General features: G+C 59.5%; 17 protein-coding genes and 1 pseudogene. 12 read left to right on the forward strand and 6 right to left on the reverse strand.

All coding sequences use genetic code 11. The features are described 5' to 3' along the window. Positions 1-9: 9 nt before the first annotated feature. The 5 genes from IB244_RS06540 (at position 10) to IB244_RS06560 (ending at position 4,558) form a co-directional block, all read left to right on the forward strand. Positions 10-1,011 carry an ABC transporter permease gene (locus tag IB244_RS06540; RefSeq protein WP_192303491.1) on the forward strand — a complete coding sequence of 334 codons (1,002 nt, stop codon included), beginning with the start codon at positions 10-12 and terminating at the stop codon, positions 1,009-1,011. Next, a complete protein-coding gene (locus IB244_RS06545; protein ID WP_169680486.1) occupies positions 1,008-2,021 on the forward strand; it encodes an ABC transporter permease in 1,014 nt (337 codons plus the stop codon). Before IB244_RS06540 ends, IB244_RS06545 begins: the two co-directional genes overlap by 4 nt. Continuing rightward, complete coding sequence (gene rhaM / locus IB244_RS06550) at positions 2,018-2,338, forward strand: L-rhamnose mutarotase (RefSeq protein WP_112644411.1); 321 nt, start codon at positions 2,018-2,020, stop codon at positions 2,336-2,338. Before IB244_RS06545 ends, rhaM begins: the two co-directional genes overlap by 4 nt. Next, positions 2,335-3,711: an FGGY-family carbohydrate kinase gene (locus tag IB244_RS06555; protein ID WP_169680488.1), complete on the forward strand. Its 1,377-nt coding sequence runs from the start codon at positions 2,335-2,337 to the stop codon at positions 3,709-3,711. The genes rhaM and IB244_RS06555 overlap by 4 nt, the downstream gene beginning before the upstream one ends. Before the next feature lie 79 nt (positions 3,712-3,790). Next, a complete protein-coding gene (locus IB244_RS06560) occupies positions 3,791-4,558 on the forward strand; it encodes a fumarylacetoacetate hydrolase family protein (protein ID WP_169680489.1) in 768 nt (255 codons plus the stop codon). Between the two features lie 573 nt (positions 4,559-5,131). Here the strand turns inward: IB244_RS06560 and IB244_RS06565 are convergent. Continuing rightward, a complete protein-coding gene (locus IB244_RS06565; protein WP_169680491.1) occupies positions 5,132-6,832 on the reverse strand; it encodes an adenylate/guanylate cyclase domain-containing protein in 1,701 nt (566 codons plus the stop codon). 548 nt (positions 6,833-7,380) lie between these two features. Here IB244_RS06565 and IB244_RS06570 point away from each other — a divergent pair. Together IB244_RS06570 and IB244_RS06575 are read left to right on the forward strand one after the other, a co-directional pair. After that, positions 7,381-10,836: a TM0106 family RecB-like putative nuclease gene (locus IB244_RS06570; protein WP_169680493.1), complete on the forward strand. Its 3,456-nt coding sequence runs from the start codon at positions 7,381-7,383 to the stop codon at positions 10,834-10,836. A 113-nt stretch (positions 10,837-10,949) separates the two neighbouring features. Beyond that, positions 10,950-11,177: pseudogene (locus IB244_RS06575) on the forward strand (IS5/IS1182 family transposase); the annotation flags it as partial. 177 nt (positions 11,178-11,354) lie between these two features. Here the strand turns inward: IB244_RS06575 and IB244_RS06580 are convergent. The 4 genes from IB244_RS06580 to IB244_RS06595 all read right to left on the reverse strand — a co-directional run bounded on the left by IB244_RS06580 (position 11,355) and on the right by IB244_RS06595 (position 16,341). After that, positions 11,355-12,272: an MBL fold metallo-hydrolase gene (locus IB244_RS06580; protein WP_169680495.1), complete on the reverse strand. Its 918-nt coding sequence runs from the start codon at positions 12,270-12,272 to the stop codon at positions 11,355-11,357. A 549-nt stretch (positions 12,273-12,821) separates the two neighbouring features. Continuing rightward, the gene (locus IB244_RS06585; protein WP_062369024.1) at positions 12,822-13,589 is read right to left on the reverse strand and encodes an SDR family oxidoreductase; all 768 of its coding nucleotides are present in this window, start codon (positions 13,587-13,589) and stop codon (positions 12,822-12,824) included. 188 nt (positions 13,590-13,777) lie between these two features. Next, complete coding sequence (locus IB244_RS06590; RefSeq protein WP_169680497.1) at positions 13,778-15,232, reverse strand: GntP family permease; 1,455 nt, start codon at positions 15,230-15,232, stop codon at positions 13,778-13,780. Positions 15,233-15,255: 23 nt separating this feature from the next. Continuing rightward, positions 15,256-16,341, reverse strand: coding sequence for a patatin-like phospholipase family protein (locus IB244_RS06595; protein ID WP_113161628.1), 1,086 nt, complete (start codon positions 16,339-16,341; stop codon positions 15,256-15,258). Between the two features lie 224 nt (positions 16,342-16,565). Between IB244_RS06595 and IB244_RS06600 the strand changes: the two genes are divergently transcribed. From IB244_RS06600 to IB244_RS06615, 4 genes are all read left to right on the forward strand, one after another. Next, the gene (locus IB244_RS06600; RefSeq protein WP_062369021.1) at positions 16,566-17,072 is read left to right on the forward strand and encodes a hypothetical protein; all 507 of its coding nucleotides are present in this window, start codon (positions 16,566-16,568) and stop codon (positions 17,070-17,072) included. A 97-nt stretch (positions 17,073-17,169) separates the two neighbouring features. Beyond that, positions 17,170-18,084, forward strand: a complete 915-nt coding sequence (locus IB244_RS06605) for a DnaJ C-terminal domain-containing protein (RefSeq protein WP_025660666.1) — start codon at positions 17,170-17,172, stop codon at positions 18,082-18,084. A 2-nt stretch (positions 18,085-18,086) separates the two neighbouring features. Beyond that, the gene (locus IB244_RS06610) at positions 18,087-18,419 is read left to right on the forward strand and encodes a chaperone modulator CbpM (protein WP_169680498.1); all 333 of its coding nucleotides are present in this window, start codon (positions 18,087-18,089) and stop codon (positions 18,417-18,419) included. 51 nt (positions 18,420-18,470) lie between these two features. After that, the gene (locus tag IB244_RS06615; RefSeq protein WP_169680499.1) at positions 18,471-18,956 is read left to right on the forward strand and encodes a cupin domain-containing protein; all 486 of its coding nucleotides are present in this window, start codon (positions 18,471-18,473) and stop codon (positions 18,954-18,956) included. Positions 18,957-18,962: 6 nt separating this feature from the next. Here IB244_RS06615 and IB244_RS06620 read toward each other — a convergent pair whose 3' ends face one another. Next, entirely contained in the window at positions 18,963-20,168 is a 1,206-nt protein-coding gene (locus tag IB244_RS06620) for an ROK family transcriptional regulator (RefSeq protein ID WP_169680500.1), read from the reverse strand. A gap of 224 nt (positions 20,169-20,392) precedes the next feature. Between IB244_RS06620 and IB244_RS06625 the strand changes: the two genes are divergently transcribed. Further along, positions 20,393-21,628 carry an extracellular solute-binding protein gene (locus IB244_RS06625; protein WP_062369017.1) on the forward strand — a complete coding sequence of 412 codons (1,236 nt, stop codon included), beginning with the start codon at positions 20,393-20,395 and terminating at the stop codon, positions 21,626-21,628. Positions 21,629-21,674: the final 46 nt, after the last annotated feature.

Raw genomic sequence — 21,674 nt, forward strand, 5'->3', positions numbered from 1 at the left:
GTAATCGGAATGTCGAGACTCCTGAAAAAACGCGAAACCCTGCTCTTCATCATTATCGCGATCATGGTTGCGACCTTCTCGACGCGAGCCCAGGATTTCGCGACACCCGGCAACCTTGCTGCCATCTTCAACGACACGTCGATCCTGATCATCCTTGCGCTCGCTCAGATGACCGTCATCCTGACGAAGTCGATCGACCTGTCGGTTGCTGCAAACCTTGCCTTCACCGGCATGGCCATTGCGATGATGAACGCCGCCTATCCCGACCTGCCGCTGATCGCCTTGATCCTCGCCGCGATCCTGATCGGCGCCTTTCTCGGTGCGATCAACGGCTTCCTTGTCTGGGCGCTGGAAATTCCGCCAATCGTTGTCACGCTTGGCACACTCACCATCTATCGCGGCATGGCTTTCGTCCTGTCAGGCGGCGAATGGGTCAACGCGCACCAGATGACGCCGACCTTTCTCAACGTGCCGCGCACCGTCGTCCTCGGCATGCCGATCCTGAGCTGGGCCGCGATCATCATCGTCGCGCTGATCTACATGCTGTTGAAACACACCCAGTTTGGCCGCTCCACCTATGCTGCCGGCGGCAATCCGACGGCTGCGGTCTACGCCGGCATCGATGTCGGCTGGACGAAGTTCCTTGCCTTTGTTCTGTCGGGAGCGCTCGCCGGGCTTGCCAGCTATCTCTGGGTCTCGCGTTATGCGGTCGCCTATGTCGATATCGCCAACGGCTTCGAACTCGACAGCGTTGCAGCCTGTGTTATCGGCGGCATCTCGATTGCCGGTGGCGTCGGCTCGGTGATCGGTACCGTGCTTGGCGCCCTGTTCCTCGGTGTCATCAAGAATGCCCTTCCCGTCATCGGCATCTCGCCGTTCACGCAGATGGCGATTTCCGGCACCGTCATCATCCTTGCCGTCGTCTTCAATGCAAGGCGCGAGCGCAATCGAGGCCGCATCATCCTGCGTGACAAGGCCGCAGCAGAGACACCAGCAGAGGTGGCAGCATGAGCACCGTCGTTTCCACCCCGCGCGAAAAGCGCGTCATCCCGGACCGCCTGGGCACGCCGTTCAAGCGCATCATGTCGAGCTGGGAAGTCCTCCTCTTCGGCGTTGCTGTCTTGATCTTCATCTTCAACTCGCTGGCATCCCCCTACTTCCTGGACGCCTGGAACCTTTCGGACGCGACCTTCAATTTCACCGAAAAGGCAATGATCGCATTTGCCATGGCGCTGCTCGTCATTGCCGGCGAGATCGACCTGTCGGTTGCCGCCATTATCGCCCTTGCTTCGACCGCCATGGGAGCGGCAGCGCAAGTCGGTGTCGGGGCACCCGGCCTCGTTCTCATCGGCATCGGCGTTGGCCTGCTCTGCGGCATGTTCAATGGGTTTCTCGTTTCCGTCATGAAGCTGCCGTCGATCGTCGTGACGATCGGCACGATGAGCCTGTTTCGCGGCATCTCCTACATCGTCCTGGGCGATCAGGCCTATGGAGGCTATCCGGACGATTTCGCCTTCTTCGGCCAGGGCTATGTCGTCTGGGTCTTCTCCTTCGAGTTCGTGCTCTTCATTGTGCTCGCAATCGCCTTTGCGATCCTGCTGCATGCCACGAATTTCGGCCGTCAGGTCTATACGATCGGCAATAACGACTTCGCCGCCCGGTTCTCCGGCATCCCGGTCGAGCGCGTGAAATTCATCCTGTTCATATTGACGGGCGTGATGAGCGGCGTCGCCTCCGTCTGCCTGACCTCACGCCTCGGCTCCACCCGCCCCTCGATCGCTCAGGGCTGGGAGCTCGAAGTCGTTACCATGGTCGTGCTCGGCGGCGTCTCGATCCTCGGCGGCTCCGGCAAGATTGGCGGCGTCGTCATTGCCGCCTTCGTCATGGGCCTTGTCACCTTCGGCCTCGGCCTCTTGAACGTGCCCGGCATCGTCATGTCGATCTTCATCGGCTTGCTGCTGATCATCACCATCGCGATCCCGATCGTCGCCCGCCGTCTCAAAGCCATGAGTTCCAAATGAAGATGGAAAAGCACGCCTTCAAGATGACGCTGAACCCCGGCATGGAAGCCGAGTACAGGAAGCGGCATGACGAAATCTGGCCGGAGCTGGTCGACCTGCTGCACCAGTCCGGCGCCAGCGACTACTCGATCCATCTCGACCGCGAGACGAACACCCTGTTTGGCGTTTTGACCCGTCCCGTCGATCATGCGATGGCAAGCCTGCCAGACCACCCTGTCATGAAGAAGTGGTGGGCTCACATGGCCGACATCATGGCAACCAACCCGGATAATTCTCCCGTCCAGAGCGACCTCGTTACCGTCTTCCATATGCCATGACGCCGAATTACAGCCGCATCGCCGTTCTCGACATCGGCAAGACCAATGCCAAGGTCGTGGTCCTGGACAGCGCGACCGGCGACGAAATCGCCGTGGCGAGAACTCCGAACACGGTTCTCAAGGGTGGACTTTATCCGCACTACGATATCGATACGCTGTGGTCCTTCACGTTGGATGCCCTTCGCTCCTTCGCCAGGGAGCCGGGTTTCGACGCCATCTCGATCACGACCCATGGAGCCTCGGCTGCGCTTCTCGACAGGACGGGCAATTTGGCCATGCCGGTGCTCGACTACGAGCACGAATATCCCGAAGACATCAGCGACGCATATGCGCGACTGCGCCCACCCTTCGAAGAAACCTTTTCGCCGCACCAAACGATGGGCCTGAACATCGGCGCGCAGCTGCATTACCAGAAGACCGCCTTCCCTGATGATTTTGCCAAGGTGGCAACGATCCTCACCTACCCGCAATACTGGACAGCACGGCTGACCGGTGTCGTGTCGAACGAGGTGACCTCACTCGGCTGCCACACCGACCTCTGGAACCCGCGCGACGGCCGCTATTCCTCGCTGGTCGACACTCTCGGCATCCGTGACCTGATGGCGCCGATCCGTTCGGCCTTCGATCCGCTCGGACCGGTCCTGCCTGATATTGCCGACGCGATCGGCCTCACCCGCAAAATCCCGGTCTATTGTGGCATTCACGATTCCAACGCGTCGCTTCTGCCACATCTGCTTGACCGCCCGGCGCCCTTCGCAGTTGTCTCGACGGGCACATGGGTGATCAATTTCGGGGTCGGCGGCGATCTCGATCATCTCGATCCCAAGCGCGACACACTCGCCAATGTCGATGCCTATGGCCGCGCCGTTCCCTCTTCCCGCTTCATGGGCGGACGCGAATATGAAACGATCTCAGGCGAAATCGGACAGGTTGACAAGGAAAAGGTCGCCTCGGCGGTCGAGCAGGCGATAACAAAGCGCCTGATGCTGCTTGCGAATGTTGCACCAGGCTCCGGCCCATTCCCCGGCAAAAGCGCGCGTTGGGTCAACGCGCAAGGCGTGACACCCGAAGAACGCTACGCCGCGCTCTGCCTCTATCTCGCCATGATGAACCAGGCCTGCCTCGATCTGATCGGCGCGCGGGGCCCGGTCATCGTGGAAGGACCATTTGCGCTCAACGATACGTATCTGACGCTGCTTGCGGCTCTAACCAACCGCGAAGTCATCGCCGTCCCCGGCTCGACCGGCACAAGCCAGGGCGCCGCTCTGCTGACCGGCATCAAGCCACCTGCCGGCGCCGAGCGCCATGTCACGCGAAGCCCTGTCTCCGGTCTCGACGCCTACCGTCGAGCTTGGCATGCAGCGATGGCATAGCAGTCTTTCCATAGAGACCCCTCGCTCCATCTTAGCGTTAGCTATAGGCTCGCGACTCAAAGCAAAAGGAGGAGACCTCATGGCAGATTCGGCCGCCGCACCCTTTGATCCGCGCGCGCTTGCAGCAAAACTACACGGTCTGCGCCGTTCACGAATCCAGGCACCGACCGCGGGGTTTTGCCTGCCTGCCGATCTCCGGCACGCGATGGACGCGCAGAATTTTCTCGCCGCCGATGAGGCGATCGAAAGCAACGCCTGGAAGGTGACCGTCTCGCCGGATGGGCAGGCCGTAACCGCGCCACTGCACCCTTATGTGCAGGCTGACTCAGGGGCGCAAATTCCGTGGCAGAGGGGCACCAAATTCGAGGCAGAGATCGCAGTTCGCCTCGGCCGTGACCTGCCGATCCGCCGGGAGGGCAGCTACAGCCGAGCCGACATCGTCGACGCGATCGACGCCGTTCATCTCGGCGCCGAACTTCTGGCCAGCGCCGTTGAGGAGAGCGGCAAGATCTCGTTCCTTCTGTTTCTGGCCGATCGACTGGGAAACAGCGGCTATGTGCTCGGTCCGCGCGTGCCAAAGTCGGCGGTCGACACGGCAAGCGGAACGCCACTTAAGGTGACGTTCAACGGCAAGCCACTCTGTGACGCGCCCGCCCAGCATCCCAAGGGGGATGTCCTGACGTGGCTCCTGGACTACGCAAATGATGGGATGCGGCCAAACACATCGCTCAAGGCTGGCGCGCTCATCACGACGGGCACGCTCTGTGGCGCGATCGAACTTCTCACGCCAGGCGAAATCGAAATTGCCTTTGGTGGGTCTACCTATTTGCGCCTGGCCCTCGTCTAACTGCGTTCAAAGTGATCTCAGGCTGATGTTGCCACACCAAATCAATGGCTTGAGAACGCGATGCTATCGGATACAACATTTGAAAACGGGACGTGGTCAGTCGTAGATCACCAGCTTGGCAGGCCAATCGGTGACCGGGATGGATCAGCCGGGAGAACGAGGCTGGAGGCTCAGGCTTTGGCTGATTTTCGCAATGGAATATCGGCCTCTCCCCCCAAAGGAGCAGAATTCCTCGCGGCTTCAGAAGATACGCAACGCTTGGGCACTCACTGGAAAGCGGCAGACGCGATAAGCGGTCAGCGTACTCTTGGCGATCGCAGATGTTCGAGGAACGGTCAATCATTCGCGGGCCTGTATCATGGTCAAGCGCGTTCGGTGCGGTCACAAGGCGATCTCCCAACGCACAAGGATGAGGCCGACGGCGCGGTGGTCGCTCTTTATCGACGGCTATGTCCATCGCTCTCCCGCTTGGACCAATACAACTTAGCAAACCAACGCGAAGGCATCGGCGGGCAGCCCAGCCAAGCGTCCATTGCGGGCGGACCTGGGAGAGAGGAGACGCATCTTTACCAGTCACTTAGGAAGATCGGCCATGGCATAGCCTTCAATGAAGTGCTGACGGTCGTTATCGTCAACAAAGGGCTGCGTTCTTCCCCAGTGCGCGGCCGAAAAATTGGGGAACTCTGAGAGGAAGTCACACGCCGTCGCTCGGGCCTCGTCGATGAGCCCGAGCCGGGCGAGTGCTGCAGCCAGATTGCGTTTCGAGCCTGGACCACCCGCTTGCGGCTGGCGAAGTGTAGCGACAGCTTCTTGATACCGACGAGCCGCATACTGAGCCCAGCCCAGAAACGAGTAATAGTCGCCCGGAGGGGATGGGTTGAGCCGGAAAGCGTTCTCGGCGGATTCTACTGCTTCAGTCGCACGTCCTTGAAAAACCCTGAGATCTGCAAGCAGCGACCAGCCCTCTGCGTGGTTGGGATTGAGCCGAAGCCCGTGCTCAAACTGAGCGATGCCAGCTTCGAATTCTCCCTCATAAGCTCGCAGATAACCCAGAACAATATGAGCGTCCGCGTTCTCTGAATCGATCTCGACAGCCCTTTCAGCTGCCACTCGCGCAAAGGCGCGGTGCTCCACCGTCTCGCTTTCATAGTATAGCGCGTCGAAATGATGGCTCATCGCTAGCCAAGCATGCGCCCCGGCAAATTCAGGGTCGATCTCGATGGCCCTGGTCAGAAGCGGGCGAGCCAGCCTGGTCTCTCGGAGAGATTGGGTAGCGAGCGCCCGACCGCGAACAAACAGGTCGTATGCCTGCAGGTTCGTGGTTCTGTGACTTGGAGCAGGTCTTGCAGCAGGCAACGTGCCCGCGAGTGCCGTTACGACCTTACTTACGACCTCGTCCTGCAGCGCGAATATGTCAGCGAGATCACGATCAAACCGTTCGGCCCACAAGCAGTTGCCATGCGTTGCGTCGATGAGTTGCGTATTAATCCGGGTGCGCGTCTGCGCACGCCGGACGCTGCCTTCGACGAGATACCGCACGCCGAGCTGCGCGGCGATCCGGCGTACATCAATGGATCTGTCCTTGTAAGCAAGACTAGAATGTGCGGCGATAACAAGGAGGCCCTTCACCTTTGAGAGATCAGTGATTAGGTCCTCGGCGAGACCTTCTGCAAAATACTCCTGTTCTCGGTCATCGCTGGACGTGGCAAATGGCAACACAGCGATGGAGGCGAGTTGAGGGAGCTCGAGAGGAGTTGCTGAATCAACCTGCGGCTTCTCATCCCAACAGACCTTGTAAACGCGAATTGGTCGAGCGATGTTTTTCAGCGTGCAATCGCCTTGATCATCAAAGCGCAGGGGCAGCTTGCGATCTACGTGATCGTAGACGCTGTGACTGATGAGTACGCTGCCGGGTTCGGTCATGCTTTCCAACCGCGCCGCCACATTGACGCAGTCTCCGAACAGGTCTTCTTGGTCAGAAAGGACGTCGCCGAGATTGATGCCTATGCGGAATGCGAGCCGTCGGTCTAAAGCAACCCCCTCGTTTCGTTCCGCAATTGCGCGCTGCAGGTCAACGGCACAGCGGACGGCTTCGATGGCACTGGCAAATTCGACAAACAGTCCGTCCCCTGCTGTTTTGAAAATGCGTCCCCTGTGGCTTCCCACCGCGGGCCGGATGATATCTCGCAAGAGCTTTTGGAGCCGTGCGTGAGTATCTTCCTCATCACGTTCCATCAAACGACTATAGCCTGCGACATCCGCCGCAAGTATCACTGCCAGTCTCCTCTCGGGTCCGGCAGAAACCAAGGTTGGTTCGCTATCGCCTGGCATCCATAGACGTTACGCCGCAGGGAGCGGGCTTTCAATTAGGTTTAAAGTCGAAATCCGTCATGAAGTTCGACGTGAGGAAGTCTGATTGACATCGGGAGATGCCAGCACGAACATGTGGTCGCTCTCAATCGGTACACCTTACTATGATCGATCGTGCACCGCGTTATCAAGTCCACATAGACGAGCATGGCCTCTACGCGGTGATTCACACCGCGACGGGTTGTTCAGGTGAAGTTTGGTCAAGCAGCGTCAAGTTGACTCCGTCCGAAGCACTGCAGCTAATAACTCGGCTAAGGAGGCGGCGCACCGGAAAATAAGAGAGCTACTCCCAGGGAAATACCGAAACTACACATATTCAATAAACTAAGCGATAAATCTCCTGCGGCACAGTAAGCCAATGCCATCCTATTGTTTGCATCCGCGCATCGACCTCAACGAACTTCGCTTTCAATAAGCTCGCTGCGAAGGCTACTCTCGCGTAAGATGAGCAAATGAAGACGCTTCTCAACCAAATTCAACTTTCGGCGTCGGATCTCGTCGGCCATCTCAACTGCGAGCATCTTACGTCCCTCGACCTACAGGTCATGTCCGGCGCGGTTTCAAAGCCGGTGCAGTGGGATCCACTTCTAGACATCCTGAGGGAGCGCGGCTTTAGGCACGAGGCAGCCTTTGTTGATCACCTCACCTCAAGCGGTCTCTCTGTCGAAAAGATCGACGGCGTCGGCATCGAAGACGTCTGGGTGGCACAGACCCTGGCTGCCATGCGCCGAGGCCCCGATATCATAGTGCAGGGCGCTCTTCACGATGGTCGCTGGGCTGGTCGCGCTGACATTCTGAGACGCGTCGAGCAGCCAAGCGATCTCGGACAGTGGTCTTATGAAGTTATGGATACCAAGCTGGCCCGGGAGACTCGAGGCGGCACCGTACTGCAGCTCTGTCTGTACTCGGAGCTATTGGCATCCACCCAGGGACTGCAACCCCATGCGGCCTATGTTGTCGCGCCATGGTCTGACTTCGAGCCGCAGCGCTTTCGCCTGGACGACTATGGAGCCTACTATCGAAAAGCGAAGCGGGCGGCGGAAGCGGCGACGCTGGCTGAATCGGCGGAGACCTACCCTCACCCGACGTCACACTGCGACATCTGTCGCTGGTACGATGCCTGCGACAAACGCCGACGCAATGACGATCACCTCTCCTTCGTCGCTGGTATTTCCCGGAACCAGATAGCGGAATTCGCTGAGCACGATATCAGGACGCTCGACCAGCTCGCCCAGATGCCGCTACCCATGAATTGGAAGCCAGAGCGTGGGGCGGTGCAGTCGTTCACAAGGGTTCGGGAGCAAGCGCGGATACAGGCGGAATCAAGGCAATCGGGAGAGCCTCGGTTTGAGCTGGTTGAAGTCCAACCAGGTCTCGGATTGTCCGCGTTGCCCGAACCCAATCCCGGCGACGTGTTCTTCGATCTCGAAGGTGACCCCTTTGTTGGCGAACATGGATTGGAATACCTGTTCGGGTATCAATACTGGGGCGCTGATGGCAAAGCAGAGTATGTATGTGATTGGGCACTCGATCGAGAGGCCGAGAAGGCGGCGTTTGAGCGCTTCATCGATTTCATCGTCGAGAGAAGGGAGGCCTATCCTGACCTCCACATATACCACTTCGCTCCTTATGAACCGGCTGCCTTGAAGAGGTTGATGGGGCGCTACGCTTCCCGTGAAGAGGAGATCGATCAGCTTCTTCGGAATCTCGTCTTCGTGGATCTGTACAGCGTCATTCGAAACGCATTGCGTGCGAGTGTGGAGAGCTACTCCATCAAACGGCTTGAACAGTTTTATGGATACGAGCGCACGATAGCTCTACGGGACGCAAACGTGGCATTGGCGTCGCTCCAAGCCGGGCTGGAGCTTGAAGACATCTCATCAATTACGCAGGGCGAAAAGGATATCGTTCGAGGCTACAATGAGGATGACTGCGTCTCTACCAGGTATCTCAGGGACTGGCTCGAAGAGCGGCGCGACGCGCTTGTCGCGACCGGCGTCACTGTTCCTCGTCGACCGCTCATGGACGAAGCCCCAAGCGAAAAAGTATCCACCCGCCAACGGCGCGTCGCCGAACTGTCCGAACGCCTATTAACCGGTATCTCAGTTGATCCAGAACAGCGTTCTCCACAAGAGCAGGCGCAATGGATCCTCGCAAACATCCTCGATTGGCATCGTCGTGAAGACAAGGCGTCTTACTGGGAAAAATTCCGGCTGAGGGATCTCAGCGTTGATGAACTACTGGACGAGCGCGCGGCGATTTCCGGACTTTCCTTTGTTGAGGAGGTCGCCGGAGGCAAAGGTAAGATCCCGGTTCACCGTTACACGTTCCCGCCTCAGGATACCGACGTTCGCGCAGAAAAGTCGCTTTTTCAGCCCGGCGGCGCTCCGCTCGGGACCGCTCTTGACATCGCCAGCGACCAATTCACGATAGACATCAAGAAGAGAGCGGATACCACCACTGTCCATCCCGAAGCTGTGTTTGTCCATGAGCATATCCCTGCCGACGAGCAGGCCGAGGCGCTTCTGCGGTTGGGCGAGTATGTGGCTGACGAGGGCATAACGGGTGAAGGCCGATATCAGGCAGCTCGGGAACTGCTGCTCCGCGTGCCCCCGCATATCGGTGGCGCGCCTCTGCAAAACGAAGGGGAAAGGACTCTCGACGCGGCGATCCGCATAGCGGCCAAGATGGAACGAGGCGTCCTGCCGATTCAAGGTCCGCCAGGCACGGGCAAGTCGCACACAGGTGCGCGAATGATCTGTCAGTTCGTTGCCGACGGAAAGAAGGTCGGAATAACGGCCAACAGCCACAAGGTGATCCGCAACCTCCTCGACAAGGTAATGGAAGCCGCGCAGGAGATGGCCATCGATATTCGTTGCGTCCAGAAGCCCGAGGCTGGCAACAGCGAGGCGAGTACCGCGCGGCTTCTCTTTGCGAAAAAGAACGAAGATCTGCTGGACGCGATGAGGTCGGGGCAACGAGACGTTGCCGGGGCAACCAGTTTCCTCTGGGCTCGCTCGGACGCCGAAGACGTGCTGGACGTTCTATTCGTTGACGAGGCCGCCCAAATGTCCCTTGCTAATGTGCTCGCGGTGTCCCACGCAGCCAAACGATTGGTGTTGCTCGGCGATCCACAACAACTCGACCAGCCCACCCAAGGCACCCATCCCGATGGCGTCGGTGTTTCGTCGCTCGAGCATGTTCTCGGAGAACGGCAGACTATTGATCGCGATCAAGGGCTGTTTCTCGCCGAGACCTGGCGGATGCAACCAGACGTCTGTGATTTCATTTCCGAGCTTTTCTATGAAGGGAAACTGGCCCCGATCGCTTCATGCGGCCAGCAAGAAATCCTCTCCGAAGGGCCGATAAAGGGATCGGGCTTGAGATACCTGCCTGTCGAGCACTCGGGCAACGCCAGCTCATCGATCGAAGAAGCCAATGCCGTAGCGTCTTTGGTATCCCGGATCCTCGAGTGCGGACCAACGTGGCTGGACCGAAACGGCCAGGTGGCATCGCTTTCCATCGACGATATTGTGATCATTACGCCATACAATGCTCAGGCCCTCGAAATCCAGAAACGACTGCCCACTGCCAGAGTGGGAACGGTCGACAAGTTCCAGGGCCAGGAAGCGCCAATTGCGATCTATACCATGGCAACTTCGAGCTATGCCGAAGCTCCCCGGGGCATGGAGTTCCTCTATAGCGCCAACCGTTTCAACGTCGCTATCTCGCGGGCGAAGTGCTTAGCCATCCTGGTCGCCTCCCCGGCAATCTTCGATGCCGACTGCAAGACACCGAGACAGATGCAGTTGGCCAACGCTTTCTGCAGGTATTTAGAACTGGCCGAAGTGGTCGGCGACTCTCCGCTTCCCAGCCAAAAACAGCGCTTATTCGTCGGCACCCCCTGAAGACGCCCGTGCAAGGATGAAGTGCTGGCTGGCCTAGCAGGCTGTTGAAAAAGGCATTGGCGCATAGGCTCCTGTCGTGATTCACTCGCTTTATTGCGATTTGGAGCTGATGGATGCGTGGCGGCGATGTGAGGACAGGCGAACTCTTCAGCTATGTGGATCTGAAGGCTCGTGTTCGAGAAGATCATCCTCTACGGGCCATCCGGCAGGTCGTGAACGAAGCGCTCGTTTTATTGGAACAAGATTTTGCAGCGCTTTATTCGCCGATCGGGCGGCCGTCGATTGCGCCAGAAAAGCTTCTTCGCGCGATGCTTCTGCAAGCCTTTTATTCGATCCGGGCGCGGTGCGGTGCCGGCTAGCGGTTGGCGCAGTTCATTTGGGACATTTTTGCTGCCTTAGACTGCAGCAGCGACTAGGCCCATCAAGAGCCTAGTCGGTTTTTTCCAGTGCAAGTTCGACCGTTTACGCATGGGCGCTCGGTCGACGAGGCGCTTACGCGGAATGGTCGACCCAAGCGGTCAGTAGTCCCAGAAGGCCGGGACCCAGCGGAAAGCATCGCCATCAACCGCCACGTGGCCGACGGACGGAAACGGCAGGTGCGTGGCGACGAGCTGTGCGCCGGTCTGCGCCAGCTCCCGCAAAAGTCGGACGCGGACGCGGGCCGCCTCTTCTGGGTCGTGTTCGAAACCGTTATACCAGTCGGGGTGTTCGAACCCGACCGCAAACACGGCGTCGCCGGCAAACATCAGCCGATCACCGCCGGACGCCACGCGAACCACGCAATGGCCCGGGGTGTGGCCGCCGGTACGTGTGGCGACCACGCCCGGCGCCACCTCTTGCTCCTCATCGAACAGCCGCAGATGGCTGCGGTATTCTTCGGTGAACCGTTTGGCGGCCGCCCGAAGCGCGTCCGGGAACCCCGGCGGCATCGAGACGCGGGAGAAATCGGGCGCCTCCCAGAATTTGACCTCGGCGGCCGCCACGTGGATCCGCAGGTCCGGCCGCAGCCGTTCCTTCACCCCGTCGACGAGCAGCCCGCCAACGTGGTCCATGTGCATGTGGGTCAGCACGATGTCGGTGACGGATCCAAGATCGATGCCAGCCGCCTCCAGTCGCTTGGTCAACTGCCCGGCCCGCGGCAAGTTCAAGTCCGGGTCCAATCCCAGTCCAGCGTCGATGAGTATGGTCTGCCCGCCACTGCGCACAAGAACCGCATTCAGCGACCAGTCGAAAGCGTCCTGCGGCAGGAACATATCGTCGAGCCAGCCAGCTCGGACGGCAGGGTCGGCGTTATGTCCCAACATGGCGGTTGGAAGCGGCAGTACCCCATCGCTGATAACCAGGACGTCAATCTCGCCGACCCGCACCGCATAGCGCGACGGGACCAACTCTTCGGACCGTGCTCTGGCGGGTTGTGAGGCGTTGTGCTGGGTCATGTTCGCCTCCTCCTGCCCAATCCTGCGGCTCTCTGCTTCTGCCTGTGACATGGTGTGCTCCTATTTTGCGTGATCGAGACATGTCGGTCCCGAGCCCGTAGCGGACGCTAGGTCGAAGCGTATTGGCGGTCGAGCTACACCTGAGGACAGGGCAGCCTGTGCATGGGGAGGACGGCTGCGAAGATTTGGTGGTGGACATGCTGGGCTGAAGGCGTAGGTGCCCTTGCCTGTCGAAGGGCGCCATGCACACCACCCAGCGGCCACGAGCCACGGTCTGCCACGTCGAAGGACGGCACGCTACAATTGAATTTCGCTATTCCGCGGCCAGACAAGCCGCGCGCGAACGCTCGGCAAGGCATACGACCCGGAACCGTATTTGCGGACGTGCAGAATAGGCCGGTTGGACCTGCCCGGTGAATTTGTCCGACCCACTGAGGCTCTGAAATCCGAGGGTCGCCGCTATGCTGTATTTCTCGTACTCGCTGCCATTGGGCAGACGCCTCATGGCGTTGAACCTGATTTCAGCGGGCGCAACGGCGACGGGCATCACTAGAGGCAAGTCGTGATGCCACCGTCGACATAGAGAGTGTGTCCGTTGACAAAGGATGATCCTTTCCCGGACAGGAAGACCGCCGCACCGATCAGTTCATCCACCTCACCCCAGCGGGCGGCAGGCGTGCGCTTTTGAAGCCATGAGGAGAACTCCTCGTTATCCACGAGAGCCTGATTGAGCGGCGTCTTGAAATAGCCCGGCGCGAGGGCATTCACCTGGATTCCGAACTTGGCCCAGTCGGCGCACATACCGCGGGTCAGGTTCTTCACAGCGCCCTTTGTGGCGGTGTAGGGGGCGATGCCCGGACGAGCGAGTTCGCTTTGGACGGAGGCGATGTTGATGATCTTTCCTGCGCCGCGCGTGATCATGTGCCGGGCAACGGCCTGCCCGACATAGAAGATGCTGGAGATGTTGGTTTTCAGCAGTTGCTCCCAGCGATCGGCCGGAAAATCCTCCAGCGACGTGCGAAACTGCATTCCCGCATTGTTGATGAGAATATCGATTGGACCAATGGCGCTCTCGATCTCGTCGATGCCATGTTTGACTGCGTCAGCATCGGTCACATCAAAGGCATTCACGGCAACATCGTAACCGGCTTCTCGCAGAGCCTTCGCGGCCGCCTCCAGCTTCGACGCATCCCGCCCGTTCAGCACGACGGATGCGCCATGCTCGGCAAGCCCCCTGGCCAACGCAAAACCAATGCCTTGTGACGAGCCGGTTACCAATGCTCGTCTGCCGCTGAGATCGAAAAGCGGAAAACCCATCATGTACTCTCCAGTGCATTCGACATGCGCACCCGCCCGAAAGGCTGACGCGGAGTTCAGTCTAGCTGGTACAGCCTGTTGCCTTGAGTACACCTTGACGCTGGGAGCCGATAGAGGCACCGTCGCCCGTCTATCGTCGCGATCGAGTGGAAGCAGCCACGCACTCCCGGATGTGGTGTCGCAGCTGGTCAGAACGAACCAACAAGAGTTCCGAGCGTGATGACGACGACCAGCGCAACAAGGGCGCTTGCGATGGCGGCCATGGCGAGATCCAGGTAACCATCCTTGTGCGAGACACCGCAGACAGAAAGGAGCGTCACGACAGCGCCGTTGTGCGGCAAGCTGTCCAGCGTGCCGGCGCCGATGACCGCAACCCGGTGCATCAGTTCGGGATCGAGACCGGTCTGGTGGGCAATTTCCATGTAGGTCGGCCCCAGGGCATCGAGCGCGATCGTCAGCCCGCCTGACGCCGAACCGGTCAATGCAGCAAGGATATTCGTCGCAATCGCAAGGGAGACCAGTGGCCCTCCCTCGATGCCCAGGACCCAGACCTTCACCGTCTCGAATGCAGGGAGGGCAGCCACAACGGCTCCGAAGCCAACAAGGCTGGCAACGCTCATGATCGGCAGGACAGCCGCGTTGACGCCGGCATCGATGATGGAACGGAGACCAGGAAGGCGGTCAAAGTTGGTAACGAGGAGCGCCACAATACCCGCCGTCAATGCCACAATCACCGACCAGACTCCCGCAACCGCTGAAAGTGTGGTTGAGCCCCACGCAGTTTCCGCCAGATAATGCGCGTCGATACGCGGCAAAACGGCGAACGTCATCACCAGATTGGTCGCAACGACGACCACCAGCGGCAGCGCTGCGATCAAAAAGCCTGGTCGCATCGCCGCATGACCGCCGCGCGCAATTTCACCCGGATCGAAGTCATGCGCGACTGCGCCACGCTCCCGCATCCTGTCGTCATGGGAAATGGCATCAGAGGCCGTCAAGCCAGCATAGCGATAGGTCTCCCCTGCCAGCTTCGCCTTTCGCCGCGCCATCTGCAGCCACCACATGCCGAAACCAAGCATGACCGCCGAGGCAATGACGCCGAGCCCGGGGGCAGCAAACGGATTGGTGCCAAAAAATGGCATCGGGATCGCATTCTGGATCGCCGGCGTGCCCGGCATGGCAGACATGGTGAAGGTGGATGTTCCAAGGGCGATTGCTGCCGGCATGAGCCGGTGCGGAATGTCGGCCGCCTTGAAGAGAGCATGCCCCATTGGAGCAAGGACGAAGAAAGCGACAAACAGGCTGACGCCGCCATAGGTCACGAAGGCGCCAGCAAGCACGACGGCGAATATGGCTCGTCCTGCCCCGAGCTTCTCGGTCATCTTCACGGCAATTGCCTCAACCGAACCACTGGCTTCCATCAGCTTGCCGAAAAGAGCGCCAAGCAGAAAAATCGGGAAGAACTGGGCAATGAAATCCGCCGCGTTGCGCATGAAAGTCTGCGTCCAGCTGGCAAGCAACGGCTGGCCAGCCAACAGTGCGGCAAGCAGGGCACAAAGGGGTGCGAGAAGAAGGATGCTCCAGCCGCGGTAAGCGAGCGCGACGAGAACACCAAGAGCGATAAGGACGCCAACAATATCCATGACGGGGCTTTGCGCTCTGACGTCTATTGCAGGACGGTATCGAGCAGGCTTTCGATGTCAAAGCTCGCCCGTTTTCCAATATCCGTGCCATGGCTGGCGAGAAATTCTTGCGCGGTCTCGCGCCCTTCCTGCCGCAGCATCGAAAGAAACTCCCACTCGCCGTTCATCTTGGATGACGCGCTGAGTTCCACCATGCGCGGTGGCGTTGCAATTCGATGGAGACGTATGCTTGACCATTCCTTCGCCCAGGCGATTTCATCCGGCGCAACGCCGCTTTCCGAAAGCATCCGCTGGAGTATGGCCATCGCTCGCAATTCCTTCTTCAGGCTGGAGTTAAAGGAGATCTCGTTGATGCGATTGAGAATTTCACGTGCAGTCCTTGGAACGCCCGCGCGCTCTACGGGATTGACCTGAACAAGCAAAATGTCGCGTGCCGCACTCTCGCGGACGACCGGCGTAAGCAGCGGATTTCCCGAAAACCCACCGTCCCAGTAGGGATCACCGTCTATTTCGATCGCCTGGTGCAGCATCGGCAGGCATGCCGAAGCCAGCACGGCGTCGGCACTCAGTTCGTCGTTGCGAAACACCCTCGGCAGCCCGGTTCGCACGTTCGTGGCATTGACAAACAGCTTGATCTCAGAGCGCTTCAAGGCCTCGAAATCCACGCTTTCCTCGAGGATGTCGCGGAGCGGATTGATGTTTGCCGGATTGATCTCATAGGGCGAAAACAAGCGGCTCATAAGGTCGAAGAAGAGATAGGCGGGCGAGTGGTCAAGCGACCAGTTACCGGTCATCACGTCAAACGCCGTTCGCTGAAACGGGCTGAACCGCGCCACGTCGCTGACCCGGGCCCAAAATGCCTCGAGAGCCACCTTCGCACCCTCTCGACCATCAAGCGCATAACCATGCGCAAGTACCACCGCGTTCATTGCACCGGCCGAGGTGCCGGTTATGCTTGAAATCTCCAGCCAGGGTTCATCGATGAGCCGTTCGATCACACCCCAGGTGAAAGCGCCGTGCGCGCCACCTCCCTGGAGCGCCAGATCAATTGCGATCGGATCGCGATCGGATCGCGTGGCACGGGCATTGCTGTACGGTCTTGGCGGCATTCGGACCTCCGAGTTCAGCGTCTCTACCTTATGGCGATTATTGCAGTGCAGCAATAGCAGTTCTCAACCGACAAAAATTTCTCTCGATGAGGTCGGACCTCACGACCAAGAGGAATTCGCTTGCGTTACCCCATCGCATTGGGACATTTTGGCCGAGTTCCTGCATTGGGAGGAACTTTCAAGCATTCTGAGGCATTCCTGATCATCTCCAAGGGGAGGACGTCATGAAGTGCTGCCGACATGCTGCTGTGGCCGCGCTGTTCTGGCTGGTCACAGGCTTCGCATATGCCGACGAGGCGCCTTTCCTCCAGTCGCTTGCTGGCGATTGGACGGGCGGAGGCATGATGAAACGCACGACCTCCTCGTCCCCGATCAACCTGAGTTGTAATTTCACATCCCAGGCGAGTGGCGAGGCGCTTTCGATGAAGGGGACCTGCCGGGGGATGATCGTTATCACGCGACCGGTGTCGGCCAATATCACGGTCACCGGAACACAGTATGCCGGTCGTTACGTCGGTCCGTCCGGTGGCGTATCCGGTCTTCAGGGAAGCCGCCGCGGCGACGCCATCAATCTCGCGGTGCGCTGGTCAAAGGTGATAAACGGTGACCGCAGCGCCAACATGACCATCCAGCGTGTCGATGCCAATGCGATCCGCATTCGGACGGTCGACAAGGATCCGGCGTCCGGCCAGCAGGTGGTGACCAGTGAGATCAACCTGCAGCGCGATTAGGTGCCCAGGCCGATACAACCTCTCGTCGGAGCAGCGGCGAAAACCTATATAGATGGCAAAATGCCGGTGATGTCCGCCGGCTGAACCGGAGATATGCATGAGCCGCGATCCATACGAGCTTCTCGGCGTGAAGAAGGACGCCACGCAGAAAGACATTCAAAGCGCATTTCGTAAGCTCGCCAAGAAACTTCACCCCGATCTCAATCCCGGCGACAAGAAGGCAGAGGACCGCTTCAAGGAGATTTCCGCTGCTTACGAGCTGCTGAGCGATGAAGAAAAGCGTGGGCGCTTTGACCGCGGCGAGATCGACATGACCGGTGCCGAGCAGGCGCCGCGCCACTACTATCGCGACTATGCCTCTGCAGGAAACGCCGGCAACCCTTATCACAACAGCGCGGGCTATGCCGACTTCGGCGACAGCGACGATATTTTCTCGAGCTTCTTTTCGCGACGAACACGCGGAGGCGATTTCCATGCACAGGGCCAGAACCGGCAGTATTCGATGGAGGTCGATTTCCTCGATGCCGTCAACGGCACGAAGACCCAGATCCGTTTGCCGGACGGGCCGGCGCTCGACCTGCAGATACCGCCTGGCACGCGCGACGGCCAGACGCTCAGACTGCGCGGCAAAGGCGAGGCCGGTATTGGCGGCGGCCGGCCGGGAGATGCGCTTGTCGAAATTCGCGTGCGTCCGCATCGCTTCTATGTTCGTGACGGCGACGACATTCGCTTCGACCTGCCGATTACGCTGCGCGAGGCCGTGCTCGGCGGCAAGGTGCGCGCGCCGACGCCGTCAGGTCCGGTCAACCTCACATTGCCGCCGCACTCCAACACCGGGAAGGTCTTGCGCCTGAAGGGCAAGGGCGTTCCGAAGAAAGACGGCAGTGCTGGAGACATCTACATCTCTCTCAAAATCGTGCTGCCGAACGGACCGGATCAGCAGCTGACCGATTTCATGACCGGCTGGACAGCTGGCGACGAGCAGGATCCGAGAAAGGGCATGGGAGAATAGCCATGGATGATCTTGAATTCCGCCGTTTTCTTAAAATCGACGTGAGGGTGTTGGAGGTGTGGGTCGAGCAGGGATGGCTGCTGCCTCAGACACGTGACGGCGCTCGCGATTTTCGCGACACCGATGTCGCGCGGGCGCAGCTCATCCTCGACCTGACGCGTGACATGGGTGTCAACGATGCCGGCGTCGATCTGATCATGGATCTCATCGATCAGATCCATGGACTGCGCGGAACGCTTCGCGAAATGCTCGCCGCCATGGAAGGGCAGGACGAGGAGGTAAAGCGCAGATTGCGCGGCAAGCTCGATGAGCTCTCCGGCATCCACGGCCTTTAGCCAATAGCCAGGGAACACGATGGCAACACCTGATTGCCGGAAGGAGATGCAATGACCGAGGTTCCGCATGATCACGACCACCATCCGATCGACTGGCGCGAACATGGCGTGAAGGTCATTCCGGGTAATTCACTCGATCCCAATACCGCCCAGACCCCAGGGATGAACCGGGCGACGGCGATCAACCATGCGCGTGCCGGGGCGGAGAAAATATGGGCCGGCACCGTGACCATCCATGCGAATGCGAAGACCGGCGCCCATCACCACGGGGATCTCGAAAGCATCATCTATGTGGTGAAAGGGAAGGCACGCATGCGCTGGGGCGAACACCTCGAATTCACGGCAGAGGCCGGTCCCGGTGATTTCATCTACGTGCCGCCTTACGTTCCCCATCAAGAGATCAACGCCAGCCGCGACGAGACGCTCGAATGTGTTCTTGTGCGCTCCGGCCAGGAACCGGTCGTCGTCAATCTCGATATCGAACCGGTCGAACAGCCGGAAGATGTTTTATGGATCGACCCGATCCATCGCGCATGAGCGCTTTTACAGCGAACCCTTGAGAATGGCCGCAAAGCTCGGGTCGAAAGCGCGGCTGATCGGGTCGGCGGCAGCGCCAAGCGCAACGGCCCAGGGATCAGTCATTCCAAGCTGGAAGCGAGGAATGACCCGGCCACGGCGATCGGCGATCGATGGCGGCAGAGGGTGCATCGCCTCGACCAGACGTCGCGCCAGGGCTTCAGGCGCACCGCCGCAGAGAATTACGGTTTGCGGATCGAAGATCGATTCGATCAGATGTACGCTCCAGCGAAGATCCATCACGGCTTCTTCGATCCAGCTCTGGATTCTCGCATCGTTCTTCAGCGCCAGTTCGTTCACCATCGCATAGACGCCGGGATCCGCCGGGTCGATCGCCAGGTGCTGGTAGAGCGAGGCGAGCGAGGCACGATGCTCGAGTGGCGTCGGGCTGCCGCTTGCCGAAAGCAGCGCCATGCCGATTTCGCCCGCATTGCCGTTTGCACCGCTGTAAAGTTCCCCGCCGAGGATCAGACCAGCACCGATACCGTAGCCGAGATAGAGGCAAACGGCATGGTCGAGCCCATGGGCGGCGCCAACCATCCGCTCCGCCGTGGCGCATGCGGCCGCATCGTTTTGCAGACGAACGCCAAGACCCGTGCCTGCCGCCAGCGTTTCCAACAGCGGAAACTTTTGCCAGGCGGCCATCATCCAGGGATCGTCACCCGTCGCCTCGATCCCGAACGGACCAGGCATCGCCGCGCCCAGGCCAACGAGCCGCCGCTCCGATTGAGCAACGAGGCCGGCAAGGTCACGGCGAACCTTCTCGATAAGCTCGAGAATTACGGTTGCACCGCGCGACGGCCCGTCGGGAGGCAGGTTCGCCTCGGCCCGCGTGCGTATGTTGCCGACAAGGTCGACAGCTATGGCCCGGGTTATGTGACGATCGATCTGCAGCCCGATCGCAAAAGCCCCTTCCGGCACCAGGCGATAGGGTGTCGACGGTTGCCCCCTGCCCTTGCGAACAGCTTCCTGCGCGGTGACCAGCCCTTCCTGTTCGAGTTCGTCGATGATGTTCGACACGGTCTGTTTGGTGAGCTTGGTGGCGCGCGCCAGGTCTGCTCGCGAGAGTGCTCCATTCACTCTCAGGGCATCCATCATCACCCGCCGGTTATGGGCGCTTGTGCCTTCATGATTGGTGCCTGCTTTTGCCCGTATCGGGCGCGCTTCGTTCATTCCGAATTCCCTCTTGACAGCAGTAGAATATTGAAGAAGAAATAAGTCAAGACAATTGACTTAATAAGGAACCAAAAGAGTTCCAGGGAACGCAAGAGAGTCCGAAAGCGGCTCTGACGACGCTCCGAATCCGGCAGCCGGCTAACCGGCGCCTTTTCAACAACCGATGGCGACGACAGCCGCCTTCGGACAAACGCGTGAATGTCAAAAAACTGGAGGCTGGAATGTTGAAATCCCTGAACAAGACGCTGCTTGGCGCAGCACTGATCGGCGCATCTTTCGCGCCGCACGCCTTTGCCGAAACGACGATTAATGCGCTGTTTATGGCACAAGCGGCCTATAGCGAGGCTGACGTCCGTGCCATGACGGATGCATTTTCCAAGGCAAACCCCGACGTCAAGGTCAATCTCGAGTTCGTGCCTTACGAAGGCCTGCACGACAAGACGGTGCTCGCCCAGGGGTCCGGCGGTTACGACGTCGTCCTCTTCGACGTGATCTGGCCGGCAGAATACGCGACCAACAATGTCCTCGTCGACGTCACCGCGCGCATCACCGACGATATGAAGAAGGGTGTCCTTCCTGGTGCATGGACGACCGTTCAGTATGACGGCAAGTACTACGGGATGCCGTGGATCCTCGACACCAAGTATTTGTTCTACAACAAGGAAATCCTCGAGAAGGCCGGCATAAAGACACCGCCGAAGACCTGGGACGAACTGGCCGAGCAGGCAAAGACGATCAAGGACAAGGGACTTCTCGCAACGCCGATCGCCTGGAGCTGGTCGCAAGCCGAAGCCGCGATCTGCGATTACACGACGCTCGTCAGTGCCTACAAGGGCGATTTCCTGAAGGACGGCAAGCCGGCCTTCCAGAGTGGCGGCGGTCTCGACGCGCTGAACTATATGGTTTCCAGCTACAAATCCGGCCTGACCAACCCGAACTCCAAGGAATTCCTGGAAGAGGATGTGCGAAAGGTCTTCCAGAACGGCGATGCTGCTTTTGCGCTGAACTGGACCTACATGTACAACATGGCGAACGACCCGAAGGACAGCAAGGTCGCGGGCAAGGTCGGCGTTGTCCCGGCTCCGGGTGTCGCGGGCAAGAGCGAAGCGTCGGCCGTCAACGGCTCGATGGGCCTTGGTGTCACCACGGCCAGCAAGCATCCGGATGAGGCCTGGAAGTACGTCACCTTCATGACCTCGCAGCCGACGCAGAACCAGTATGCCAAGCTCAGCCTGCCGATCTGGGCATCGTCTTATCAGGATCCGGCCGTGACGAAGGGCCAGGAAGAACTGATCGCTGCGGCCAAGGTCGGTCTTGCCGCGATGTATCCGCGCCCGACCACGCCGAAGTATCAGGAGCTTTCCACGGCTCTGCAGCAGGCGATCCAGGAATCCCTGCTCGGCCAGTCTTCGCCGGAGGACGCCCTGAAGTCGGCTGCCGACAACAGCGGTCTCTAAGCGATGTAACCGTCCAGGCGGCGCCGTGCCGCCTGGTTTCCACTTT

This window comes from Rhizobium sp. RHZ02, assembly GCF_014851575.1.
Classification (GTDB): domain Bacteria; phylum Pseudomonadota; class Alphaproteobacteria; order Rhizobiales; family Rhizobiaceae; genus Rhizobium; species Rhizobium altiplani.

Bases quoted from the DNA above. Each gene is read 5' to 3' on its own strand.
- IB244_RS06545 (WP_169680486.1), top strand. From the start codon at position 1,008: ATGAGCACCGTCGTTTCCACCCCGCGCGAAAAGCGCGTCATCCCGGAC.
- IB244_RS06580 (WP_169680495.1), bottom strand. From the start codon at position 12,272: ATGACCCAGCACAACGCCTCACAACCCGCCAGAGCACGGTCCGAAGAG.
- IB244_RS06555 (WP_169680488.1), top strand. From the start codon at position 2,335: ATGACGCCGAATTACAGCCGCATCGCCGTTCTCGACATCGGCAAGACC.
- IB244_RS06605 (WP_025660666.1), top strand. From the start codon at position 17,170: ATGAGCCGCGATCCATACGAGCTTCTCGGCGTGAAGAAGGACGCCACG.
- IB244_RS06570 (WP_169680493.1), top strand. From the start codon at position 7,381: ATGAAGACGCTTCTCAACCAAATTCAACTTTCGGCGTCGGATCTCGTC.
- IB244_RS06590 (WP_169680497.1), bottom strand. From the start codon at position 15,232: ATGGATATTGTTGGCGTCCTTATCGCTCTTGGTGTTCTCGTCGCGCTC.
- IB244_RS06615 (WP_169680499.1), top strand. From the start codon at position 18,471: ATGACCGAGGTTCCGCATGATCACGACCACCATCCGATCGACTGGCGC.
- IB244_RS06625 (WP_062369017.1), top strand. From the start codon at position 20,393: ATGTTGAAATCCCTGAACAAGACGCTGCTTGGCGCAGCACTGATCGGC.
- IB244_RS06540 (WP_192303491.1), top strand. From the start codon at position 10: ATGTCGAGACTCCTGAAAAAACGCGAAACCCTGCTCTTCATCATTATC.
- IB244_RS06610 (WP_169680498.1), top strand. From the start codon at position 18,087: ATGGATGATCTTGAATTCCGCCGTTTTCTTAAAATCGACGTGAGGGTG.
- IB244_RS06620 (WP_169680500.1), bottom strand. From the start codon at position 20,168: ATGAACGAAGCGCGCCCGATACGGGCAAAAGCAGGCACCAATCATGAA.
- IB244_RS06595 (WP_113161628.1), bottom strand. From the start codon at position 16,341: ATGCCGCCAAGACCGTACAGCAATGCCCGTGCCACGCGATCCGATCGC.
- IB244_RS06560 (WP_169680489.1), top strand. From the start codon at position 3,791: ATGGCAGATTCGGCCGCCGCACCCTTTGATCCGCGCGCGCTTGCAGCA.
- IB244_RS06600 (WP_062369021.1), top strand. From the start codon at position 16,566: ATGAAGTGCTGCCGACATGCTGCTGTGGCCGCGCTGTTCTGGCTGGTC.
- rhaM (WP_112644411.1), top strand. From the start codon at position 2,018: ATGAAGATGGAAAAGCACGCCTTCAAGATGACGCTGAACCCCGGCATG.
- IB244_RS06585 (WP_062369024.1), bottom strand. From the start codon at position 13,589: ATGGGTTTTCCGCTTTTCGATCTCAGCGGCAGACGAGCATTGGTAACC.